Source organism: Streptomyces sp. NPDC001020 (assembly GCF_053599115.1).
Genome location: NZ_JBSFLQ010000013.1, coordinates 101698 through 123384, shown reverse-complemented (window position 1 = coordinate 123384; position 21687 = coordinate 101698). Strand labels below are relative to the sequence as shown.

The 21687-nt window shown below is 68.8% G+C and carries 19 protein-coding genes; 11 read left to right on the top strand and 8 right to left on the bottom strand.

Annotated features, from left to right (window positions below; all coding sequences use genetic code 11):
- Positions 1-123 precede the first annotated feature (123 nt).
- Entirely contained in the window at positions 124-552 is a 429-nt protein-coding gene (locus tag ACWDEX_RS15280) for a CBS domain-containing protein (protein WP_450463811.1), read from the top strand.
- Positions 553-669: 117 nt separating this feature from the next.
- Here the strand turns inward: ACWDEX_RS15280 and corA are convergent, their stop codons facing one another.
- On the bottom strand, positions 670-1797 hold the full coding sequence (corA, locus tag ACWDEX_RS15275; RefSeq protein WP_450463810.1) for a magnesium/cobalt transporter CorA: 1128 nt from the start codon (positions 1795-1797) through the stop codon (positions 670-672).
- A 242-nt stretch (positions 1798-2039) separates the two neighbouring features.
- On the opposite strand from corA, the gene ACWDEX_RS15270 reads away from it, so the two are divergent.
- A complete protein-coding gene (locus ACWDEX_RS15270) occupies positions 2040-2834 on the top strand; it encodes a methyltransferase (protein ID WP_450463809.1) in 795 nt (264 codons plus the stop codon).
- A gap of 161 nt (positions 2835-2995) precedes the next feature.
- Here ACWDEX_RS15270 and ACWDEX_RS15265 read toward each other — a convergent pair whose 3' ends face one another.
- Positions 2996-3901: a pseudouridine-5'-phosphate glycosidase gene (locus ACWDEX_RS15265; RefSeq protein ID WP_450463808.1), complete on the bottom strand. Its 906-nt coding sequence runs from the start codon at positions 3899-3901 to the stop codon at positions 2996-2998.
- A 122-nt stretch (positions 3902-4023) separates the two neighbouring features.
- Between ACWDEX_RS15265 and ACWDEX_RS15260 the strand changes: the two genes are divergently transcribed.
- Both ACWDEX_RS15260 and ACWDEX_RS15255 read left to right on the top strand, forming a co-directional pair.
- The gene (locus tag ACWDEX_RS15260; RefSeq protein ID WP_450463807.1) at positions 4024-4458 is read left to right on the top strand and encodes a VOC family protein; all 435 of its coding nucleotides are present in this window, start codon (positions 4024-4026) and stop codon (positions 4456-4458) included.
- Between the two features lie 63 nt (positions 4459-4521).
- Positions 4522-4884, top strand: coding sequence for a cupin domain-containing protein (locus ACWDEX_RS15255; RefSeq protein ID WP_450463806.1), 363 nt, complete (start codon positions 4522-4524; stop codon positions 4882-4884).
- A 20-nt stretch (positions 4885-4904) separates the two neighbouring features.
- Here ACWDEX_RS15255 and ACWDEX_RS15250 read toward each other — a convergent pair whose 3' ends face one another.
- Positions 4905-5459, bottom strand: coding sequence for a methylated-DNA--[protein]-cysteine S-methyltransferase (locus ACWDEX_RS15250; RefSeq protein WP_450463805.1), 555 nt, complete (start codon positions 5457-5459; stop codon positions 4905-4907).
- An 83-nt stretch (positions 5460-5542) separates the two neighbouring features.
- Positions 5543-6415, bottom strand: coding sequence for a glycerophosphodiester phosphodiesterase (locus tag ACWDEX_RS15245; RefSeq protein ID WP_450463804.1), 873 nt, complete (start codon positions 6413-6415; stop codon positions 5543-5545).
- Between the two features lie 277 nt (positions 6416-6692).
- Between ACWDEX_RS15245 and ACWDEX_RS15240 the strand changes: the two genes are divergently transcribed.
- From ACWDEX_RS15240 to ACWDEX_RS15220, 5 genes are all read left to right on the top strand, one after another.
- The gene (locus ACWDEX_RS15240) at positions 6693-7559 is read left to right on the top strand and encodes an MHYT domain-containing protein (protein WP_450463803.1); all 867 of its coding nucleotides are present in this window, start codon (positions 6693-6695) and stop codon (positions 7557-7559) included.
- 40 nt (positions 7560-7599) lie between these two features.
- The gene (uvrB, locus tag ACWDEX_RS15235; RefSeq protein ID WP_450463802.1) at positions 7600-9741 is read left to right on the top strand and encodes an excinuclease ABC subunit UvrB; all 2142 of its coding nucleotides are present in this window, start codon (positions 7600-7602) and stop codon (positions 9739-9741) included.
- A gap of 160 nt (positions 9742-9901) precedes the next feature.
- Positions 9902-10480: a TerD family protein gene (locus tag ACWDEX_RS15230; protein WP_450463801.1), complete on the top strand. Its 579-nt coding sequence runs from the start codon at positions 9902-9904 to the stop codon at positions 10478-10480.
- 45 nt (positions 10481-10525) lie between these two features.
- Positions 10526-12484, top strand: a complete 1959-nt coding sequence (locus tag ACWDEX_RS15225; protein ID WP_450463800.1) for a TerD family protein — start codon at positions 10526-10528, stop codon at positions 12482-12484.
- A 333-nt stretch (positions 12485-12817) separates the two neighbouring features.
- Positions 12818-13918 carry a calcium:proton antiporter gene (locus ACWDEX_RS15220; protein WP_450463799.1) on the top strand — a complete coding sequence of 367 codons (1101 nt, stop codon included), beginning with the start codon at positions 12818-12820 and terminating at the stop codon, positions 13916-13918.
- On the opposite strand, the gene ACWDEX_RS15215 is transcribed toward ACWDEX_RS15220, so the two are convergent.
- Together ACWDEX_RS15215 and ACWDEX_RS15210 are read right to left on the bottom strand one after the other, a co-directional pair.
- Positions 13908-15185 carry an MFS transporter gene (locus ACWDEX_RS15215; RefSeq protein ID WP_450463797.1) on the bottom strand — a complete coding sequence of 426 codons (1278 nt, stop codon included), beginning with the start codon at positions 15183-15185 and terminating at the stop codon, positions 13908-13910. The two genes, ACWDEX_RS15220 and ACWDEX_RS15215, sit on opposite strands and share 11 nt — an antisense overlap.
- A gap of 121 nt (positions 15186-15306) precedes the next feature.
- On the bottom strand, positions 15307-16353 hold the full coding sequence (locus tag ACWDEX_RS15210; protein WP_450463796.1) for a S66 family peptidase: 1047 nt from the start codon (positions 16351-16353) through the stop codon (positions 15307-15309).
- 103 nt (positions 16354-16456) lie between these two features.
- Between ACWDEX_RS15210 and aroQ the strand changes: the two genes are divergently transcribed.
- Complete coding sequence (gene aroQ, locus ACWDEX_RS15205; protein ID WP_450463795.1) at positions 16457-16930, top strand: type II 3-dehydroquinate dehydratase; 474 nt, start codon at positions 16457-16459, stop codon at positions 16928-16930.
- Positions 16931-17042: 112 nt separating this feature from the next.
- Here the strand turns inward: aroQ and ACWDEX_RS15200 are convergent, their stop codons facing one another.
- On the bottom strand, positions 17043-17699 hold the full coding sequence (locus ACWDEX_RS15200) for an MBL fold metallo-hydrolase (RefSeq protein WP_450463794.1): 657 nt from the start codon (positions 17697-17699) through the stop codon (positions 17043-17045).
- Between the two features lie 45 nt (positions 17700-17744).
- Entirely contained in the window at positions 17745-18434 is a 690-nt protein-coding gene (locus tag ACWDEX_RS15195) for a maleylpyruvate isomerase family mycothiol-dependent enzyme (RefSeq protein ID WP_450463793.1), read from the bottom strand.
- A 222-nt stretch (positions 18435-18656) separates the two neighbouring features.
- On the opposite strand from ACWDEX_RS15195, the gene uvrA reads away from it, so the two are divergent.
- Positions 18657-21686 carry an excinuclease ABC subunit UvrA gene (uvrA, locus tag ACWDEX_RS15190; protein ID WP_450463792.1) on the top strand — a complete coding sequence of 1010 codons (3030 nt, stop codon included), beginning with the start codon at positions 18657-18659 and terminating at the stop codon, positions 21684-21686.
- Position 21687 lies beyond the last annotated feature (1 nt).

Sequence of the window (21687 nt, the reverse complement as noted above, 5' to 3'; positions counted from 1 at the left end):
GACGTACCGCTGTGGCCGGAGCGTTCCGGGTGCGTTCCCCTTGTGACGCGGCGAGAATGAAGGGCGCCGGGACATGCGGTGCGTCCCGTGCCGCGCCGGCCTTCCGGCCCCAGGAGGTACTACATGACCACCGCCGGAGAAATCATGCACCGCGGTGCCCAGTGGATCCCCGCTCACGAGACCCTGGACCGCGCCGCCCAGCTGATGCGCGAACTCAACGTCGGAGCGCTGCCCATCAGCGACGAGAACGAACGGCTCTGCGGCATCCTCACCGACCGCGACATCGTGGTGGGCTGTGTGGCCATGGGTCACGACCCCTCGCGTGTCACCGCGGGCGAGATGGCCAAGGGCACACCGCGCTGGATCGACTCGGGCGCCGACATCGACGAAGTGCTCGACGAGATGGAAGGGCACCAGATTCGCAGGCTTCCGGTCATCGAGAACAAGCGCCTCGTCGGCATGATCAGCGAAGCCGACCTGGCCGAGCACCTGACGGGGGATCAGCTGGCCACGTGGGTCGAAAGCGTCTACTCGAGGAGCACGACGCGCTGACCCGGTCCGCTTGCCGACCGCTCCTTGCCCGGCTGGATGTGCGCCTGTCCGGCTGCTAGCCGACGGACACCGCGGGCCGAGAACGCCGCACGCACCCGGGCGAGGGGCGCGTCGAGGTCACAGCCAGCCGTTGCGTTTGAATCCCCGGTACAGGGCGAGACAGATGACGGCTATCACGACAAGGACCAGCGGGTAGCCGAACCTCCAGCGCAGCTCCGGCATGTGATCGAAGTTCATGCCGTACATACCGGTGACCATGGTCGGCACCGCGATCAGCGCGGCCCAGGCCGTGATCCTTCGCATGTCCTCGTTCTGCGCGACGCTCACCTGCGCGAGATGCGCCTGCAGGATCGAGTTGAGCAGCTCGTCGAAGGCGGCTATCTGCTCGGTGGCCCGCTGCAGATGATCGGAGACATCCCGGAAGTACGCCTGTATCTCCGGGGCGATTCCCCGGATCGGCCGGGTGGCCAGTTCCTGGACGGGGCGGTCCAGCGGTGCCACTGCTCGCTTCAGCTCCAGAAGTTCACGCTTGAGCTGGTAGATGCGACCCGGATCCAGTCGCGCGCCGTTCTCCGCGAACACGTCCGTCTCGACCTGGTCGATGTCCTCCTGCACCGCGTCCGTGACGTTCAGATACTCGTCCACCACATAGTCCGCTATCGCGTGCAGCACCGCGGCGGGTCCCTTGGAGAGCTGCCGCGGGTCGGTCTCCAGTTCCTCGCGCAGCGGGCCGAGCGACCCGTGCCGGCCGTGCCGCACCGTGACGACGAAGTTGGGACCGATGAACACCATGAGTTCGCCGGTGTTCACCAGTTCACTCGTCGCGGTCAGTTCCTTGTGCTCGACGTAGCAGACGGTCTTGAAGACCGCGAACAGCGTGTCCCCGTAACGCTCCAGCTTCGGGCGCTGATGGGCCTTCACCGCGTCCTCGACCGCCAGAGGGTGCAGGTTGAAGAGTTCGGCGATGCCCGCGAACTCCTGCTCCGTCGGCTCGTGCAGTCCGATCCAGACGAAGCCGTCATCGCTCTTGCGGACCCGTTCGACGGCCTCGACCAGTTTGCCGCCGTCGGGGAGGCGCACGCCGTCCTGGTATGTCACACAGTTGACCACCGCGGAGCCCAGCGGTGACCGGGCGGGGTGGCTCAGGTCGACGCGTGTACGACGTCGCGCCAGCCTTGCCACCTTGCGAAGGCCGCCGGCCTTGCCGAGGCCCGCGACCTTTCGCAGATTCCCTGCCATGGACATCTGGATCTCCTCGTGTGGATCTCCTCGCGCCGTATTCTGCGCCGTCGCGAACCAGTCTGCCAGCCTGTCTCGACCACCGGAAAAGCCTGTGGAAACGGAACATTCCGCTTTGCTGCACGGGTGGTGCGGCCGCCGTAGGCGCCTTCAGTGCGCTACGACTCCGGAGCGGACACCCTGCCCGGGCGCGAGCCGTGGAAACGTCCTCTCACATGGGTCAGCAGGTGATCCTGGATGATTTCCGCATGACGCGATCCGACGAGTACCTCCTCGACAACCGGCAGACCGAGGCGGGCCGACGCTTCGACGCGCTGTCCGAGCTCTTCGACGCCACGACGTTCCGCCACATCGAGGACCTCGGGATCGGACCCGGCTTGCGTTGCTGGGAGGTCGGCGCCGGCGGCACCTCCGTCATCTCCTGGCTCGCCGAGAAGGTCGGACCGACCGGCAAGGTCCTCGCAACCGACATCGACACCTCGTGGGCCGTGACCGCCGCACGCCCGCCGGTCGAGATCCGCACCCATGACGTGGGAGCGGAGGAACCGCCGGGGGAGGACTTCGACCTCGTACACGCCCGGCTCGTCCTCGTCCACGTACGGGACCGGGACCGGGCGCTGCGATCGATGATCAAGGCGCTGCGGCCCGGCGGACGGCTGCTGGTCGAGGACGCCGACCCGGCGCTCCAGCCGCTCGGCTGCCCGGACGAGCACGGCCCCGAGCAGCGGCTTGCCAACCGTCTGCGCAACGGCTTCCGCACGCTCCTCGCCGAACGTGGCGCCGACCTCTCGTACGGCCGCAGACTCCCGCGTCTCCTCCGCGAGGCGGGCCTGCACCGCGTGGAGGCCGACGCGTACTTCCCCATCGCCTCGCCGGCCTGTTCGGCTCTCGAAGCAGCCACGATCCGCCAGATTCGGGGCCGGCTCCTCGCCGCGGGCCTTGCCACGGACGAGGAGATCGACCGGCATTTGTCCCATGTCGCCTCCGGATCAATGGACTTGGCGACCGCGCCGATGATCTCGGCGTGGGGGCGCAAGGACTAGTGCCACGGCAGGCGACGTTCGCCCGTAAAGGAGCGGCGCGCTGCACTCCCCAAGGCCTTCGAGCAGGGGAACCTCGCCTGCCGCACCGAACGGATGCCATCGGTCCGAGGCACCGGGCGACGACATCCGTGACGACGGTCCGACGACCGGCAGCGCCCCGTTCACGACTCCGCCCAGGCAGCAGCGATCCGCGCCGCCAGCCGTACGTTGCCGCGTACCGCCGCCACATTTGCCCTGAGCGAAGCACCGCCGGTGTGCCGGACCAGATAGTCCAGCAGGAACGGCGTGACCGCCTGCCCGGTGACGCCCTCCACCTCGCACGCGTGAAGGGCGTCGGCGAGTACACGCGCGTGAAGTTCGGGATCGAGTTGTTCGTCCTTCGATACCGGATGGGCGACGATGAGCGCCGACTCCGGGCCGCCCAGCGTGTCCTGCGCACGCATGACCTCCGCCACCTGCGCCGGCGACTCCACTGTCCAGTCGACCGGATACCCGGAGTCGGCGAGGTAGAAGCCCGGGAAGCGCGGCGTGCGGTATCCGGCCACCGCCACGCCCAGCGTCTCCAGGCGTTGCAGCGTTGCCGGCACGTCCAGGACCGATTTCACGCCCGCGCACACCACCGTGACCCTGGTTCGTGCCAGCAGGCGCAGGTCGGCTGACTCGTCCTGGGTCACCGTCCATTCCCGGTGGACACCGCCGAGCCCACCCGTCGCGAACACACGTACGCCTGCGAGGGAGGCCAGCAGCGCCGTCGCGGACACGGTCGTCGCCCCGCTCACTCCCGCCGCGACCGCGAGCGGCAGATCGCGATGCCCCAGCTTGCGGATCCCCTCCTCGTTCGCGGTCCGCTCGAGCTGCTCCTTTTCCAGGCCGACATGGGCCCGCCCGTCCAGCACGGCGATCGTGGCCGGTACGGCGCCCTCCCGTCGTACGACGTGCTCCAGTTCCAGCGCGACCTGGAGATTGCGCGGCCGGGGCAGCCCGTGCGCGATGATCGTCGACTCCAGAGCCACCACCGGACGGCGCGCGGCAAGCGCCTCCCGCACCTCCTCGGACACCACCAGCACGCGCCTGCCTCCTGCCTTCCGGTTCCCCCCACCTCTGGCTTTTCTGTCTTCCGTCATCTCTGGCGGGCTGTGCGTGCAGTCAAACTCTTGCGAGTCCAGAGAGAGGACATCAGCCTGGGGACATGACAAACTCAGCACCACGTCCCGTTCTCGACCATGTCGTCCTGTGGGTACGGGACCCGGTCGCTGCCGCAGGCTTCTACGAGGAGGCGGTCGGCCTCGAGCCCCTCAGGGTCGACGAATTCGCCGCGGGCAAGGCGTCGTTCCCCTCCGTCCGGGTCAACGAGGAGTCCATCCTCGACCTCGCCCCGCTCTCTTTCGCGGAGAAGATGAAGATGTTCCCCGACGCGGCCGAGAGCTCCGGACATCCGGTCAATCATGTGTGTCTGTCCCTGAACGGGGATGAATTCGAGGCGCTGAGGGCACGTCTGGAGAACCAGGCCGTCCCCGTCTCGAACTTCTCGTACGACTCTTTCGGCGCCCGCGGCCCGGCCCGGCGCAGCTTCTACTTCCGTGACCCGGACGGGAACATCGTCGAGGCACGTCACTACGCGTAGTGCCCCACGGAGCGCCGTACCCGGGCGGAGAGCGGCGAGGACCTGCGGCTAGGGTGACCGGCCATGACGACACACACGCAGACCATCCCGTCCTTCGCCGTGCACATCCCTGACGCCGAACTGGAGCCGGAGCCGCTCGACCCGGCCCAGATCGTCTCCGGGGACCCGGTCGTGACCGGCAAGGTGCTGTGGGAGTCCGCCGACGGCAAGCAACTGCGAGGCATCTGGCAGATCACGCCGGGTGTCGTCACCGACACCGAGGCGAACGAACTCTTCGTGGTCGTCAGCGGTCGCGCCACCATCGAGGTCGAGGGCGGTGACGTCATCGAGGTCGGCCCGGGTGACGCGGCGATCCTGCGCGAGGGCGACCGTACGACCTGGACGGTCCACGAGACACTCCGCAAGGCGTACCACATCAGCCTCTGAAGCCGCCGTGGCCCGCCGGCTCAGAACAGAGGCTCCGGCAGCACCCCTTCCAACGCGAGCAGTTTCCGCTTGGTCTCCAGCCCGCCCCCGAATCCGCCGATGCCGCCGCCGCTCTCGACCACGCGGTGGCACGGCACCACCACCGGCAACGGGTTCGAGCCCATCGCCACGCCCACGGCCTGGGCCGCACCCGGCTGCCCGACCCGGCCTGCCAGGTCGCCGTACCCCACCACCGTGCCGTACCGCACGCCGGACGCCAGTTCGCGCAGCACCTGGCGGTTGAACCCGGTGATCAGGGACCAGTCAAGAGGCAGGTCGAAGTCGCGGCGCTCACCCGCGAAGTACGCCATCACCTGGCGTATCGCCTCGGCCAGGAGCGGGGAGCCTGGGTCCTCCACGGTCTCCGCGCCGAGCCGGGACGCCAGTCGTTCGAGCGCCCTGTCACGCACGGCGTCCGTCGCGTGGAACACCACGTTCACCAAGCCGTCGCGCGTGGCGGCCAGCAGCAGTGGACCGATGTCCGTGACGGCGATGGTCCACACCACCTGCTGCTCATACTGCCCATGACTGTCCATGCGCCCACCGTACGGCGCCATACCGACAACGCCGCGGTGCGTCGGCAGGGAAGGGCCCCGCACGCCAGGGCACGCGCGCAGGTTCAGGGTGAGCTGACGGCTCTGCGGACCACGTCAGGGGCGTTCGTGAGGATGCCGTCGGCGTGCAAGCCGGCCACCCGGCGAGCGTCGCTCGCGCTGTTGACGGTCCAGGCGAAGACCTTCAGCGGCTTGCCGTGCGGTCCGTCGACCGCGTGGAGCGCGGAGACGTAGTCGGCGGAGAGCTTTGTGTACGTCGAGTTGATCTGGTCGGCGAACCGGGCGTACGCCGGCAGCTCGGCCACCCGTGGCGTGCCCAGGAACGCGGTCCTGATCCCCGGCTGCAGCTTGTGGACCGTCCGCACGCTGGCCGCGCTGAAGCTCTGGACGATCAGCCGGTTCCTGAGGTGTTCCGAATCGAGCCAGCCCTCGTTGGCCAGCAGCTCGAGGGCCTCGCGTTCGATGCCCGGGTACAGCTCGGGGCTCTTGATCTCCAGGACCAGCTTCTGGTGGTTGTGCGACACCCGCTGCATGTACTGCCGTAGCGTCGGTAGGCGCGTGCCCGAATACCGGGCGCCGAACCAGCTGCCGGCGTCCAGGCGAGACATCTCCTTGGCGGTGAAGTCCTTCACCCTCCAGGGAGCCCGGTGTGGGAACAGACGTTTGGCGTCGGTCGTGCGGTCCAGCGTGTCGTCGTGGATGACGACGAGCTGGCCGTCCTTGGCGCGCTGCACGTCGTTCTCGACCCAGCCGAAACCCATGGCGGCAGCACGGTCGACGGCGGCCAAGGTGTTCTCGGGCGCGTATGCGGAGGCGCCGCGGTGGGCGATGATGACCGGGCCGTCGCCACCGCTGGCACCGGCGCGGGGCGTGGGCAGTGTGGCGACGCTGAGCGCGAAGATCGCGATGGCCGCGACGGCGGCAACGCGCACGTGCATACGTACTCCTTGCGTCAGGTGGTGACGTACAGCATCAGCGTGACAGCAAAGAGTCAGATGACGAGGGCGAGCGGCGACACGGAATTCACCGGAGTCACCAAAAACTGTGCACAGGCAGCGCACAAGTGAGGTAGTGCCGTGATTCTTTACCGGAAAATCATTCGACCGTTCCGGTGAGGGTCATACTCTCTGCCACAAACCCTGACCGTCGTCATGGCCCTGGGGGTGGGGGCCATTTCCGGTTCAGGGACGCATCAGGGTGGGAAGGGCGCCGCGCATGCAGGGCACGGTCGACGGCTTCAGTTACGGACTCGTCACACCGGTGGTGGCGTTTCTCATGGCCTGCGTCGGCAGCGCGCTCGGTCTACGCTGCACCACCAGATCGATGCTGGTCACCCACTCCTGGCGGGCCGGCTGGCTCACGCTCGGGTCGGCCGCGATCGGTTCGGGCATATGGACCATGCACTTCGTCGCCATGATGGGGTTCACTGTCGAGCAGACCCCCATCCACTACGACAAAATGATCATGTTCGCCAGCCTCGGCGTCGCCATCGTCATGGTCGGCGTCGGCGTTTTCATCGTCGGCTACCGGGGGGCGACCGGAGTGGCGCTCTTCACCGGCGGCACCATCACCGGACTGGGCATCGCCTCGATGCACTACCTGGGCATGGCCGGGATGCGCCTGAACGGCGTGCTCAAGTACAACACCACCACCGTCGCCGTCTCCGTCGGCATAGCGGTCGTCGCTGCCACCGCCGCCCTCTGGGCGGCCGGACAGATACGCGGATTCCTGTGGAGCGTCGGCGCGAGCCTCATCATGGGCCTCGCCGTCAGCGGTATGCACTACACGGGCATGGCCGCCCTCAGCGTCCATCTGCACGCCGCTGCCGGGGCTCCGGGCGGTGACTCGCCCGCCGCTCTGCTCGCCCCGCTGATGATCGGCCCGCTCGTCTTCCTCTGCCTGGCGGGCGTCGTCGTGGTCTTCGACCCGCTGATGGTCATGGGCAAGCCCGACTGGACCCCCGTGGAGCGCAAGCCCGGTGTTCCGGCCCATCCCGAGGCCCTCCACACCGGACGACGCTCGCTGTCGCGCTCCGGCCAGCGCGTCGGCCACAGAGGCTCCCGCACTCCCCAGAACCGGTGATCTGTCCCCGTTGTCAGTGGGGGGCCGTACGGTGGATTGCATGCGGCCCGTTTCACAGATCGAACGCACGGTGGCGCCCTTCGAGGTCGTCAGCCCCTACCAGCCGAGTGGCGACCAGCCCACGGCCATCGCCGAGCTGGAAAAGCGCATCCGCGCAGGTGAGAAGGACGTGGTCCTGCTCGGCGCGACCGGCACCGGCAAGTCCGCCACCACCGCGTGGATGATCGAGAAGCTCCAGCGCCCCACCCTGGTGATGGCACCGAACAAGACCTTGGCCGCCCAGCTGGCCAACGAGTTCCGCGAGCTGTTGCCGAACAACGCGGTCGAGTACTTCGTCTCGTACTACGACTACTACCAGCCCGAGGCGTACGTCCCGCAGTCGGACACGTACATCGAGAAGGACTCCTCGATCAACGAGGAGGTGGAGCGTCTGCGCCACTCCGCGACCAACTCGCTGCTCACCCGCCGCGATGTCGTCGTGGTCGCCTCGGTCTCCTGCATCTACGGCCTCGGAACTCCACAGGAGTACGTGGACCGCATGGTCAGCCTCAATGTCGGCGACGAGATCGACCGCGACGAGTTGCTGCGCCGCTTCGTCGACATCCAGTACACGCGCAACGACGTGGCGTTCGCGCGCGGCACCTTCCGGGTGCGCGGCGACACCATCGAGATCTTCCCGGTCTACGAAGAGCTGGCCGTCCGCATCGAGATGTTCGGCGACGAGATCGAGGCCCTGTCCACCCTCCACCCGCTCACCGGCGAGGTCATCAGCGACGACCAGCAGCTGTACGTCTTCCCGGCCTCCCACTACATCGCGGGACCCGAGCGCATGGAGCGGGCCGTCAGGGGAATCGAACAGGAGCTGGACGTGCGCCTGGCCGAGCTGAGGAAGCAGGGCAAGCTCCTGGAAGAGCAGCGCCTCAGGATGCGCACGACCTACGACATCGAGATGCTCCGCCAGATCGGCACCTGCTCGGGCGTGGAGAACTACTCGATGCACTTCGACGACCGCCTGCCCGGCTCCCCGCCGAACACGCTGCTGGACTACTTCCCGGACGACTTCCTGCTCGTCATCGACGAGTCGCACGTCACCGTGCCTCAGATCGGCGCGATGTACGAGGGCGACGCCTCCCGGAAGCGCACGCTCGTGGAGCACGGCTTCCGGCTGCCGTCCGCCCTGGACAACCGCCCCCTGAAGTGGGAGGAGTTCCAGGAGCGCATCGACCAGACGGTGTACCTGTCGGCGACCCCCGGGCAGTACGAGCTCTCGCGCTCGGACGGTCAGGTCGAGCAGATCATCCGCCCCACCGGCCTCGTCGACCCCGAGGTCGTGGTCAAGCCCACCGAGGGCCAGATCGACGATCTGGTGCACGAGATCCGCAAGCGCACCGAGAAGGACGAGCGCGTTCTGGTCACCACCCTCACCAAGAAGATGGCCGAGGACCTCACCGACTACTTCCTGGAACTGGGCATCCAGGTGCGCTATCTGCACAGCGATGTGGACACCCTGCGTCGTGTGGAGTTGCTGCGTGAGCTGCGCTCCGGTGAGTTCGACGTCCTGGTGGGCATCAACCTCCTCCGGGAGGGTCTCGACCTTCCCGAGGTCTCCCTCGTGGCGATCCTCGACGCCGACAAGGAAGGCTTCCTGCGCTCGGGCACCTCGCTCATCCAGACCATCGGCCGGGCCGCGCGCAACGTCTCCGGCCAGGTGCACATGTACGCCGACAAGATCACCCCGGCGATGGAGAAGGCCATCGACGAGACCAACCGTCGCCGCGAGAAGCAGATCGCGTACAACACTGCGAACGGCATCGACCCGCAGCCGCTCCGCAAGAAGATCAACGACATCGTGGCGCAGATCGCCCGCGAAGACGTCGACACGGAGCAGCTCCTCGGCACGGGCTACCGTAAGGCGAAGGACGGCAAGGGCGCCAAGACCGCCGTGCCCTCGCTCGGCGGCAAGGCGGGCAAGGGTGCAAAGGCGACGAAGGCCGCGAAGGCCAAGGAGACGGTCCCGACCGACCGTCCCGCGGCCGAACTCGCCGAGCAGATCGAGGAGCTGACGGAGCGCATGCGCGCCGCCGCCGCAGACCTGCAGTTCGAGATCGCGGCACGGCTGCGCGACGAGGTCTCCGAGATGAAGAAGGAACTGCGCCAGATGAGGGAGGCCGGCCTCGCCTGACGCCCTCGCCGCCCGGGCCGGTCCCCGGCCGTGCGCGCCATGTGTTGCAAGACCGACACAAAGTGCGGGCCGGAGTTCGGCTCTTTCGGTGCCGCTGCGTAGGGTTTCGGTACCCGCGGAGTCCGCGGAAACAGGGGACAGCACGAGAGGGGAACAGCGCGTGACCGTCAACTTGACCAAAGGTCAGGCCATCAGTCTGCAGAAGAGCGACGGAGGCACGCTGACCGCGGTGCGCATGGGGCTCGGTTGGCAGGCCGCTCCCCGGCGCGGGCTGTTCGGCTCGCGCACCCGAGAGATCGACCTCGACGCGTCCGCCGTGCTGTTCGCGGACAAGCAGCCCGTGGACGTGGTCTTCTTCCGCCACCTGGTCAGCGACGACGGCTCCGTGCGCCACACCGGGGACAACCTCGTCGGCGGTGTGGGCCAGGGCGGCGACGACGAGGCGATCCTCGTCGACCTGCAGCGCGTCCCGGTCCATATCGACCAGATCGTCTTCACCGTGAACTCGTTCACAGGCCAGACCTTCCAAGAAGTGCAGAACGCGTTCTGTCGCCTCGTCGACGAGACCAACGGCCAGGAGCTGGCCCGCTACACGCTGGCGGGCGGCGGCCCGTACACGGCTCAGATCATGGCCAAGGTGCACCGTGCGGGCAAGGGGTGGGCGATGACCGCCCTCGGCACCCCGGCCAACGGCCGCACCTTCCAGGACCTGATGCCGACGATCCTGCCCCACCTGTAGGAGGGCGGACACCGGATACACCAACCGACATAGGGGGACGAGGCGATGACGGCCGAGCTGGTCCGGGGGCAGAACCATCCGCTTCCCCAGACCCGACTCGAGGTCCGGGTGTCAGCGGGGAAGCCGATCGTGGCCGGGGCCACGCTCAGCGACGACCAGGGCAAGGTGCGCGGCATCGAATGGGTGGCCCACCCGGGTACGCCCACGCTGCCGGGCCTCGAGGTCTCCAAGCAGGCGGCGGCCGATCATCGCCTCGCGTTCGACCTGGACGCCCTCCCGGAGAGTGTGCACCGGGTCAACGTGCTGCTCGCCCTGCCGATCGGGATCGGTGGTCCGGTGCAGTTCCGCGCCATCGCCGCCCCCGTCGTCGCGGTCACCGGCCTGGACGGCTCCGAGGTCGCCAGCTACACCATCACCGGCCTGGACTCGGAGTCCGCCGTCATCGCGTTGGAGCTTTACCGCAGGCAGGGCGCCTGGAAGGTGCGCGCGGTCGGCCAGGGTTACGCGGGCGGACTCGCCGCGCTCCTCACCGACCAGGGTCTGCCCGAGGCCCGGCAACTCGCGGGCAGTATCAACGAAGCGGTGGTCCAGGGACTGGCCCGCTCGGTTGCCCCGCCCCCGCCGCGCGTGCCCGAGTCCGACCGTACGCGGCAGACGGCCGCCCCCGGGGCACCCCAGGGCGCCTCCGGCGTACCGCCGCGTCAGGGGGCGCCCGTCGCACCGCAGCAGGGACTCCCGCACGACGCCGCCGCGCCAGACCCCGGCACGTCACCGGCCTCCCGTGGCCCGATCAACTACAACCACCCTGGTCGGCAGAGCGCGGCGGCGCCACCACCTCCGCCGACCGTGGCGCCGGCCCCGCCCGGAGAGCCCGTGCAGCCGGTCGCGGGCGACGCGACCGGCTGGTCCATGGAGGAGCGGCTCTACAACCAGGTGTGGGGCATGTTCGAGGATCTGGCGCGCACAGCCGCGGCATACCGCAGCGCTGTGGACTTCGCCGACTCGCGCAGGGAGCAGGAACTGGACAAGGCCCTGTCCGACCCGCGTAGCCGTGTCGGCGGGCAGGGCGAAGCCGCCCGTGAGGCGGCTGAGACCAAGCACGCCCAGCTCGTCAACCAGGCCAGGGCCGCGCTCGACCGAGACCTCACCCAGCTGATCGCCGAGTCCGAAGTCGTCGAGCCCGCACTGCCCCCGGCCCTCGCGCGCTGGGACAACCCGGTCTGGCACGGCTACCGGGTGCCGATGGAGATCCCCATGGCCGTGCGCCTCGGCGATCTGCACCTGCCCGAGAGCGAGAGCCTGCGCATTCCCATGCTGGTCAGGCTGCCGCTGGAGCGAGGGTTGTGGATCGACAGCGGTCGCTCCGCAGCCTCCGACTCGCTCGCCGACTCCGACGAACTGCGCCGTCTGGCCATGGCCGCGGCGGTGATGCATGCGGCGCGGCTGCTCGCCGCCTACCCGCCCGGCGAGTTCTCGGTGCACGTCATCGACCCGGCCGGCTCCGGCGCGCCGCTGCTCGCACCCCTGGTGCAGTCCGGTCTGCTCGCCGCCGCGCCCGCGGTCGGGGCCGCGGGGGTGGCCGACGTGCTGACCCGGCTCACCCAGCGCGTCGATCTCGTGCAGATGGCGGTGCGCGCAGGCGCGCCCGACTCCCTGCCGCCCGGTCTCGACACGGCGGAACAGCTGCTGCTCGTCAACGACTTCCCGCACGGCTTCGACGACCGGGCCGTGACCCAGCTGCGTTACCTCGCGGACGAGGGCCCGGCCGTCGGCGTCCATCTGATGATGGTCGCCGACCGAGAGGACGCCGCTGCCTACGGGCCGCTGCTCGACCCGCTCTGGCGCTCACTGCTGCGCCTCACCCCCGTGCCCGACGACCACCTCGCGGACCCCTGGGTCGGCCATGCCTGGACGTACGAGCCGCCGCACATTCCGCGGGGCAGCCAGGTCCTCCAGCAGGTGCTCACCCAGGTCGCCGAGGCTCGGCGCTCCTGGAACCACTGACCTGGGCGAGGGCTTGCCCAAGAGCGAGTAAAGCCTCTCTGAGCAGGGTAGTTGGCCTCCTCTTTACCAAACTCTTTACCATTCCTTGGTGATTCGGGTATTCTCTGCCACATGGACGTGAGTGCGGGGAGTGCTCACTCCCCGCCCGCTGCGGCGCGCCCCCGTCGGTACCCGGCCTCATCAGCGGCCAGTTGGTGCTGTGCTCACCGCCCGAGTCCGGCATGCACGTACCCGACGTATGACCATGCAGTACGGAGGAACAGTCATCACTGGAACAACCATGACGAACCGGTCTGGAATGCGGTCCGTGTGTCTGTCTGTCAGGATCGCAACATGATCGTTGGGCTCCGGTCACTCGCTTCGCGGTGGACGGCAGTCGTGCCGGTGATCGCGGTCGTCCTGCTGATCTCCACATGGGGGCGGCAACTGCCGGGCGCGGCCGTCGGTGTGGTGACGCTGGTCCTTGCCGGGGCTGTGCTGGCGGCGGTCCACCACGCCGAAGTGGTCGCGCACCGGGTCGGTGAGCCCTTCGGCTCGCTTGTTCTCGCCGTCGCCGTCACGATCATCGAGGTCGCACTCATCGTCACCCTCATGCTGGACGGCGGCGACAAGAGCGCGACCCTGGCCCGTGACACCGTCTTCGCGGCCGTGATGATCACCCTCAACGGCGTGGTCGGCTTCAGCCTCCTCGTCGCCTCCCTGCGTCACAAGACCGCGGTCTTCAACCCCGAGGGCACCGGTGCCGCCCTCGCCACCGTCGCGACGCTGGCCTCTCTCAGCCTGGTGCTGCCGACCTTCACCACAAGCAAGCCCGGCCCGCAGTTCTCCCCGGCGCAGCTCACCTTCGCCGCCATCTCCTCACTGGTGCTGTACGGCCTCTTCGTGACGACTCAGACCGTGCGCCATCGTGACTATTTCCTCCCGATCACCCGGCAGGGTGAGGTGATCCGCACGGATGACCACGCCGATGCGCCGTCCACACGGACCGCGGCCATCAGCCTGGTCCTGCTCGGCCTGGCGCTCGTCGGCGTTGTCGGACTCGCCAAGGGTGTATCGCCCACCATCGAAGCCGGCGTGTCGGCGGCCGGCATGCCACCGGCCGTCGTCGGTGTGATCATCGCCCTGCTGGTGCTGCTGCCCGAGACGATCGCCGCGGTGCGGGCGGCGCGCCGTGACCGGGTCCAGACGAGCCTCAATCTCGCCCTCGGCTCCGCGATGGCCAGCATCGGTCTGACCATCCCCGCCGTCGCCCTGGCGTCCCTGTGGCTCTCCGGACCGCTCGTGCTGGGCCTCGGCCCCCTCCATATGGTGCTGCTCGCCCTGACCATCGTGGTGAGCTCCCTGACGGTGGTGCCCGGGCGCGCCACCCCGCTCCAGGGGGGCGTCCACATGGTGCTGTTCGGGGCGTTCCTGGAGTTGGCCGTCAACCCGTAGACGGCGCGGCTTCCGGCAGCGTGACCGGAGCGGGGCGGGTCTCCGGCAGTAGCGCGAAGCACCCCAGACTGAGCAGGGCCAAGGCTGTCAGATAGGCGCCGACACCCCAGGGCACCCGGCCGCCGTGCTGAGCCAGGGTGGTGGCCACGATCGGCGTGAGGGCGCCGCCGACCACTCCGCCGAGGTTGTAGCCCACGGCCGCGCCCGTGCAGCGCACCCGAGGCTCGTACAGCTCCGGCAGATACGCGGCGATCACGGCGAACATCGTGATGAAGGCGAGCATCGCCCCGAGGAAGCCCAGGAACATCAGTAGCGGTTCGCCTGTCGCGAGCAGCGCGACCATCGGGAACATCCACAGGGCGACACCGGCACAGCCCGTCAGGCACAGGGGCCGTCGGCCATAGCGGTCGCCCAGGAGCGCCAGCAGCGGGGTCGCTGCTCCTTGCACCACGACGGTGCCCATGACACACATCAGCATGACGGAGCGGCTCACGCCGAGCCGCTCCGTCGCATAGGCCAGGGACCAGGTCGTCACGGTGTAGAAGACCGCGTACCCGACCGCGAGCGCGCCTGCCGTCAGCAGGACGAGCCGCCAGTGGCCGCGTACGACCTCGGCGAGCGGCATGCGCGCGTGGTCGTCGATCTCAAGGAAGCTCGGGCTCTCCGTGAGCGAACCACGCAGCCACAGACCCGCCGCAGCGAGCACGCCCGCCCCCCAGAACGGAATGCGCCACCCCCAGGAGGCGAACTGCGCCTCCGACAGTGTCGCCGACAGCGCCAACACCGTGCCGTTGGCCAGCATGAAGCCCACTGACGGGCCGACCTGTGGAAAGCTCGACCACAGCACACGTCGCCCGGGCGGCGCGTGCTCCGCGGTCAGCAACACCGCACCGCCCCACTCGCCGCCGAGCCCGAGCCCCTGTAGAAAACGCAGCGCGAGAAGGAGCACGGGGGCGGCGATACCGATCGTGTCGTACGTCGGCAGGCAGCCGACCGCCACCGTCGCTGTTCCGGTCAGCAGCAAGGAGGCGACGAGGACCGGCCGACGCCCCCGCCGGTCCCCGATATGCCCGAACAGCACCGAGCCGAGCGGGCGCGCCACGAAGCCGATCCCGAAGGTCCCGAACGCCGCCAGCGTGCCTGCGGCCGGCGAGAACGTCGGGAAGAACAGCGGTCCCAGCACCAGGGCGGCCGCGGTCCCGTAGACGAAGAAGTCGTAGAACTCGATGGCCGTCCCGGCGAGCGAGGCGGCGGCGAGCCGGAGCATGGACTGGGTTCTTACGGTGCGTACATCGTGCATGCCGCGTCAACTACCCACGGTGATCGCGTGTTACGGGGGCGTGTGGGGGCTCTGTGCCGGGAAGCAGGTGGGCGGGCGTGCGCCCGGATCAGTAGGTCACGGTGATGCGCCGGGCGGGACCGTCCACGCGTACGGTGCCCCCGTAGGGGATGACGACCTGTGGATCGGTGTGTCCGAGGTCCACATCGAAGACGACCAGGGTGTCGGGAGCGTAGGTCTTCAGGGCGCGCAGGACGGCTTCACGCTGTTCAGCGGCGTAACGGGCACCGGCTTCCGGACTGTTGGGTTGCTGGAACGACCAGGTCTTCGCACGGCCCATGAGCAGTGCCGGGAAGCGCTGGAGCAGCCCGCGCTCACCCATGTTCCGCAGGGTGTAGAAGACCTCCTCGCCGCTCGGCATGTCCTCCGACGTCTCCAGGAAGAGCACTCCGCCGTCGTAGACGGTCGCATCGCGGGCTATCTCCCGGTCGGCCATGAGCAGCCAGCCGATGATCTCCAGGCAGCCGCCCCAACTGCGGCCTTCGACCACCCGGTCCGCGTTGAGCCAGGTCCAGCCCGAGCCGGGCCGGGTCTCCGGTTCCGAGTCGAAGGTCGTGGGGTCCCGCCAGTCCCGGCTCATGTCGCACCAGCGGTCGGCCGGCCTCAAGTCGTACTCCCCGGAGGTGAAGAGGGCGGCTCGCAGCGACTCGGCGGAGAGGGGGGCCATCGCACCGGGGCGGCCGAACTCGCACATGACGCTGCCGCCGTGATAGCTCACCACGCCCGTGTTCCACAGAAAGGCATGCAGATTGGTGTTGTCGCTGTACCCGAAGAACGGCTTCGGGTTGGCGCGTATCAACTCCCGGTCCAGCAGCGGCAGCACGGTGATCTGGTCGTCGCCGCCGATCGAGGCGATCACGGCCTTGACGGTCGGGTCGGCGAACGCCGCGTGCAGGTCGTCCGCCCGCTCCCGCGGTGTCGCCCCCATCTTCCGGGTCGTCGGATACTCGACCACCTCGAGGCCGAAGTCGGTGCGCAGACGCTCGAGGCCCAGCTCGTAGGGGAGGGGCAGGAGTCCGGGCAGTCCGGAGGACGGCGAGACGACGGCGACTCGGTCGCCGGGCGCAGGCTTGGGCGGGTAGGTCGGTGGCGTCATGGCCGGAGAGTACGGGCCGTCACCCCTGCGGCGCATCGTGATAAACCGGGGGCTGTGCAGCGGTCCGCCATGGGCCGGCAGACCCGAACCGACCGGAGGAACCGTGCCCCGCACCCTCGCCGACGCCCCGATCATGATCCTCAACGGCCCCAACCTGAACCTCCTCGGGCAGCGTCAGCGAGACATCTACGGCTCCGGCACGCTCGCGGACGTCGAGGCCCTGTGCGTGAAGACGGCGGCCGCCTACGGGGGCTCGGTGGACTTCCGGCAGTCCAACCACGAGGGCGAGCTGGTGGAGTGGATCCACGAGGCGCGGCTGAACCATGCCGGGATCGTGATCAACCCGGCCGCCTACTCGCACACCTCCGTCGCGATCCTGGATGCGCTCAACACCTGTGACGGACTGCCGGTGGTCGAGGTCCACATCTCCAACATCCACCAGCGCGAGCAGTTCCGGCACCACTCGTACGTCTCCCTGCGCGCTGACGGGGTCATCGCCGGGTGCGGCGTGCAGGGTTACGCGTTCGGGGTGGAGCGCGTCGCGACGCTGGCAGGTGCGGCGCAGACGGAGGCATGAGACCGGGGCGGGTGAACCGAAACGCCATCAGGGAGCGCACGCGGGGCGTGCACTCGCCGTTCAGCCCGGCGTGGCGAGGGCGCGACGGCGCTCCCTATTGCCCCCCAGGTCGTTACCATCCCCGCGCGCGCCACTCCGGCAGGTGCGGTCGCTCGGCGCCCAGCGTGGTGTCGTTGCCGTGCCCGGGATAGACCCAGGTCTCGTCCGGAAGCGCGCCGAAGATCTTCGTCTCGATGTCGTGGATCAGGCTGGCGAAGGCCTTCGGATCCTTGTGTGTGTTGCCCACACCGCCCGGGAAGAGACAGTCCCCGGTGAACACATGCGGGTGTCCGTGCGGGTCGTCGTAGACGAGAGCGATCGAGCCCGGGGTGTGGCCCACCAGATGGCGCGCAGTGAGTTCCACGCGCCCCACGCGGATCGTGTCGCCGTCGTCGACCGGGACGTCGGTCGGTACGGGGATGCCCTCGGCGTCGTCGCGTCCCGCGTACGTACGCGCACGCGTGGCCGCCACGACCTCGGCGAGCGCTTGCCAGTGGTCGGCGTGCCGATGGGTGGTGACGACGGACGCGATGCCGTCGTCACCGATCATGCCGAGCAGGGTCCTCGCGTCGTTGGCCGCGTCGATCAGCACCTGCTCGTCGGTGGCCCGGCAGCGCAGCAGATAGGCGTTGTTGTCCATCGGGCCGACCGCGATCTTCGTGATCATCAGGTCCTGCAGCTCGTGCACATCGGCAGGGCCGCCGACCTTCACCGCTCCGCTGTACGTCATGACGGCAGCCTATAGCCGGGGGCGGGGCCGGGCAGAGCCGGTGCGCTACAGCGGGGGAAGCGTCGGCAGCGGTCCGTTCCCGACCCGCAGCGTGGATCCGTCGCGGCGGCCCGCGAGCCAGCCGAGCAGGTCCGGAGCGGTACCGCGCACGGCGACCGGGCCGCCCTCGGCGCCACCGCCGGTCGTCCAGACCTCGTCGTCGGTGGTGGCCAGTCCCGTCGAGGGCACGCCCTTGTGTCCGCCGAACCGCTCCGCCAGGAAGTCGATCTCCCGTACGACGAATTCCTGCGGGAGATCCTCCAGCTCGTACCCGATCCCGAGATCCACATGGTGCAGTTCGACCTCGACCCACCGCCGGAACGGCACCCGGGCCGCCGAGTCCGTGACTCCGTTGCGCAGCTCCACCGTGCGCGACCAGTCCGCGGGCGTGGCCCCCACCGCCTGGAACCGGGCCGCGCTCTCGCGCAGGTCGGTGAGCTGGGCGTCCAGGGGGCGCGGGGCGTCCCGCTCGATGTCCGCGTCCCGGGCCTGCGCGGAGACGTACATGGGACGGCCCTGGAGGACGTGCACGAGCGCGTCCGCGTTGCGGGCGAGGTGGGCGAGGATGTGGCCGCGGGTCCAGCCCGGAAGCCGTGACGGTTCGGCCAATGCCGCGTTGTCCATTTTGGCGACTGCGATGAGCAGCCGCTCGGTCGCGTCACGTACAGATGCCAGGTCGCGCGCATGATCAATCATGGTGCGACCCTAGCCCCCGCCACTCCTTCGGGTGAAGGATGCGGAGCGGACCCGCAAATCGAATGCACGTGCTATAAGGTCGGGTCAGGCGTCGGGCATGCTGGATGGCCGGGGATTGTTGTGAATCCAGGAATCCGACCGGCGCTGTCAGTGGCTCCCCCTAGTCTGAGAAACGCGGGGGCCTCGCCCCTGTCGCTTCTCTCAAGAAAGGTGCGGACCGGCGTGGCCGACCGTCTCATCGTCCGTGGCGCGCGCGAGCACAACCTGAAGAATGTCTCGCTCGATCTGCCACGTGACTCGCTCATCGTCTTCACGGGCCTGTCGGGGTCGGGCAAGTCCTCCCTGGCATTCGACACGATCTTCGCCGAGGGTCAGCGGCGTTACGTGGAGTCACTGTCCTCGTACGCTCGCCAGTTCCTCGGCCAGATGGACAAGCCGGACGTCGACTTCATCGAGGGCCTCTCACCGGCTGTCTCCATCGACCAGAAGTCGACCTCGCGCAACCCACGCTCGACGGTCGGCACGATCACCGAGGTCTACGACTACCTGCGTCTGCTCTTCGCGCGCATCGGCAAGCCGCACTGCCCCGAGTGCAACCGCCCGATCTCGCGCCAGTCGCCGCAGGCCATCGTCGACAAGGTGCTGGAGCTGCCGGAGGGGAGCCGCTTCCAGGTGCTCTCGCCGCTCGTGCGCGAGCGCAAGGGAGAGTTCGTCGACCTCTTCGCCGATCTCCAGACCAAGGGCTACAGCCGCGCGCGTGTGGACGGCGAGACGATCCAGCTCTCCCACGCTCCCACCCTGAAGAAGCAGGAGAAGCACACCATCGAGGTGGTCGTCGACCGCCTCACGGTGAAGGACTCCGCCAAACGCCGCCTCACCGACTCCGTGGAGACCGCGCTCGGTCTGTCCGGCGGCATGGTCGTGCTCGACTTCGTCGACCTCGCCGAGGACGACCCCGAGCGCGAGCGCATGTACTCGGAACACCTTTACTGCCCGTACGACGACCTGTCCTTCGAGGAGTTGGAGCCCCGCTCCTTCTCCTTCAACTCGCCCTTCGGCGCCTGCCCCGACTGCACCGGCATCGGTACGCGCATGGAGGTCGACCCCGAGCTGATCGTCCCGGACGAGGAGAAGACCCTCGACGAGGGCGCCATCCACCCCTGGTCGCACGGGCACACCAAGGACTACTTCGGCCGTCTCGTCGGCGCCCTCGCGGACGCGCTGGGATTCCGCACCGACATCCCCTTCGCGGGCCTCCCGCAGCGCGCCAGGAAGGCCCTGCTCCACGGCCACAAGACGCAGATCGAGGTCCGCTACCGCAACCGGTACGGGCGCGAGCGCGTCTACACGACGCCCTTCGAAGGCGCCGTCCCCTTCGTGAAGCGGCGGCACAGCGAAGCCGAGAGCGACTCGAGCCGGGAGCGCTTCGAGGGCTATATGCGCGAGGTGCCCTGCCCCACTTGTGCGGGCACGCGCCTCAAGCCGGTCGTCCTCGCCGTCACGATCATGGACAAATCGATCGCCGAGATCTCCGCGATGTCGATCAGCGACTGCGCGGACTTCCTCCGTGGGCTGAAGCTCGACGCGCGCGACAAGAAGATCGCCCAGCGGGTCCTGAAGGAGGTCAACGAACGGCTGCGGTTCCTGGTCGACGTCGGCCTGGACTACCTGTCGCTGAACCGCGCGGCCGGCACGCTCTCCGGCGGCGAGGCCCAGCGCATCCGCCTGGCCACCCAGATCGGCTCGGGACTCGTCGGTGTCCTCTACGTCCTCGACGAGCCGTCCATCGGTTTGCACCAGCGTGACAACCACCGGCTGATCGAGACCCTGGTCCGGCTGCGCGACATGGGCAACACGCTCATCGTCGTCGAGCACGACGAGGACACCATCAAGGTCGCCGACTGGGTCGTCGACATCGGTCCCGGCGCGGGTGAGCACGGTGGCAAGGTCGTGCACAGCGGTTCCCTGAAGGAACTGCTCGTCAACGACGAGTCGCAGACCGGCCAGTACCTGTCGGGCAGGAAGTCGATCCCGGTGCCCGACATCCGGCGCCCGAGGGATGTGTCCCGGCAGCTCACGGTGCACGGCGCTCGCGAGAACAACCTCCAGGACATCGACGTGTCCTTCCCGCTGGGTGTTTTCACGGCCGTCACGGGAGTCTCCGGATCCGGCAAGTCGACGCTGGTCAACGACATCCTGTACACACATCTGGCCCGCGAGCTGAACGGCGCGAGGAACGTTCCCGGCCGGCACACACGCGTGGACGGCGACGACCTCGTCGACAAGGTGGTGCACGTCGACCAGTCGCCCATCGGCCGCACCCCGCGGTCGAACCCGGCGACGTACACCGGTGTCTTCGACCACGTCCGCAGGCTGTTCGCGGAGACCGCCGAGGCGAAGGTCCGGGGCTACCTGCCCGGCCGCTTCTCCTTCAACGTCAAGGGCGGCCGCTGCGAGAACTGCGCGGGCGACGGCACGATCAAGATCGAGATGAACTTCCTCCCGGACGTGTACGTCCCGTGCGAGGTCTGCCACGGCGCCCGCTACAACCGGGAGACCCTGGAGGTCCACTACAAGGGCAAGTCCATCGCAGAGGTCCTGAACATGCCGATCGAGGAGGCCCTGCACTTCTTCGAGGCCGTTCCGGCGATCGCCCGCCACCTCAGGACGCTGAACGACGTCGGCCTCGGCTATGTCCGCCTCGGCCAGTCCGCGACCACCCTGTCCGGTGGCGAGGCCCAGCGCGTGAAGCTCGCCAGCGAGCTGCAGAAGCGCTCCACCGGACGCACGGTCTACGTGCTGGACGAGCCGACCACCGGCCTGCACTTCGAGGACATCAGCAAGCTGCTCAAGGTGCTCGGCGGTCTGGTCGAAAAGGGCAACACGGTCATCGTCATCGAGCACAACCTCGACGTCATCAAGGTCGCCGACTGGATCGTCGACATGGGGCCCGAAGGCGGCGCGGGCGGTGGCCTCGTGGTCGCCGAGGGCACGCCCGAGGAGGTGGCCGCGATCCCGACCAGCCACACCGGCAAGTTCCTGCGCGAGATCCTCGGCGCCGAGCGCATCAGTGACGCTGCCCCGGTGCAGTCCCCGCGCAAGGCGACGGCCAGGAAGTCGGTCGCGGCCGCTTCGACGGCAAGGAAGACGGCCACGGTGAAGACCGCCAACAACACGGCGACCAAGAAGGCAGCCGGCACCACGAAGAAGGCGGCGCCCGCGAAGAAGACCACGCGGGCGCGCAAGGCCTGAC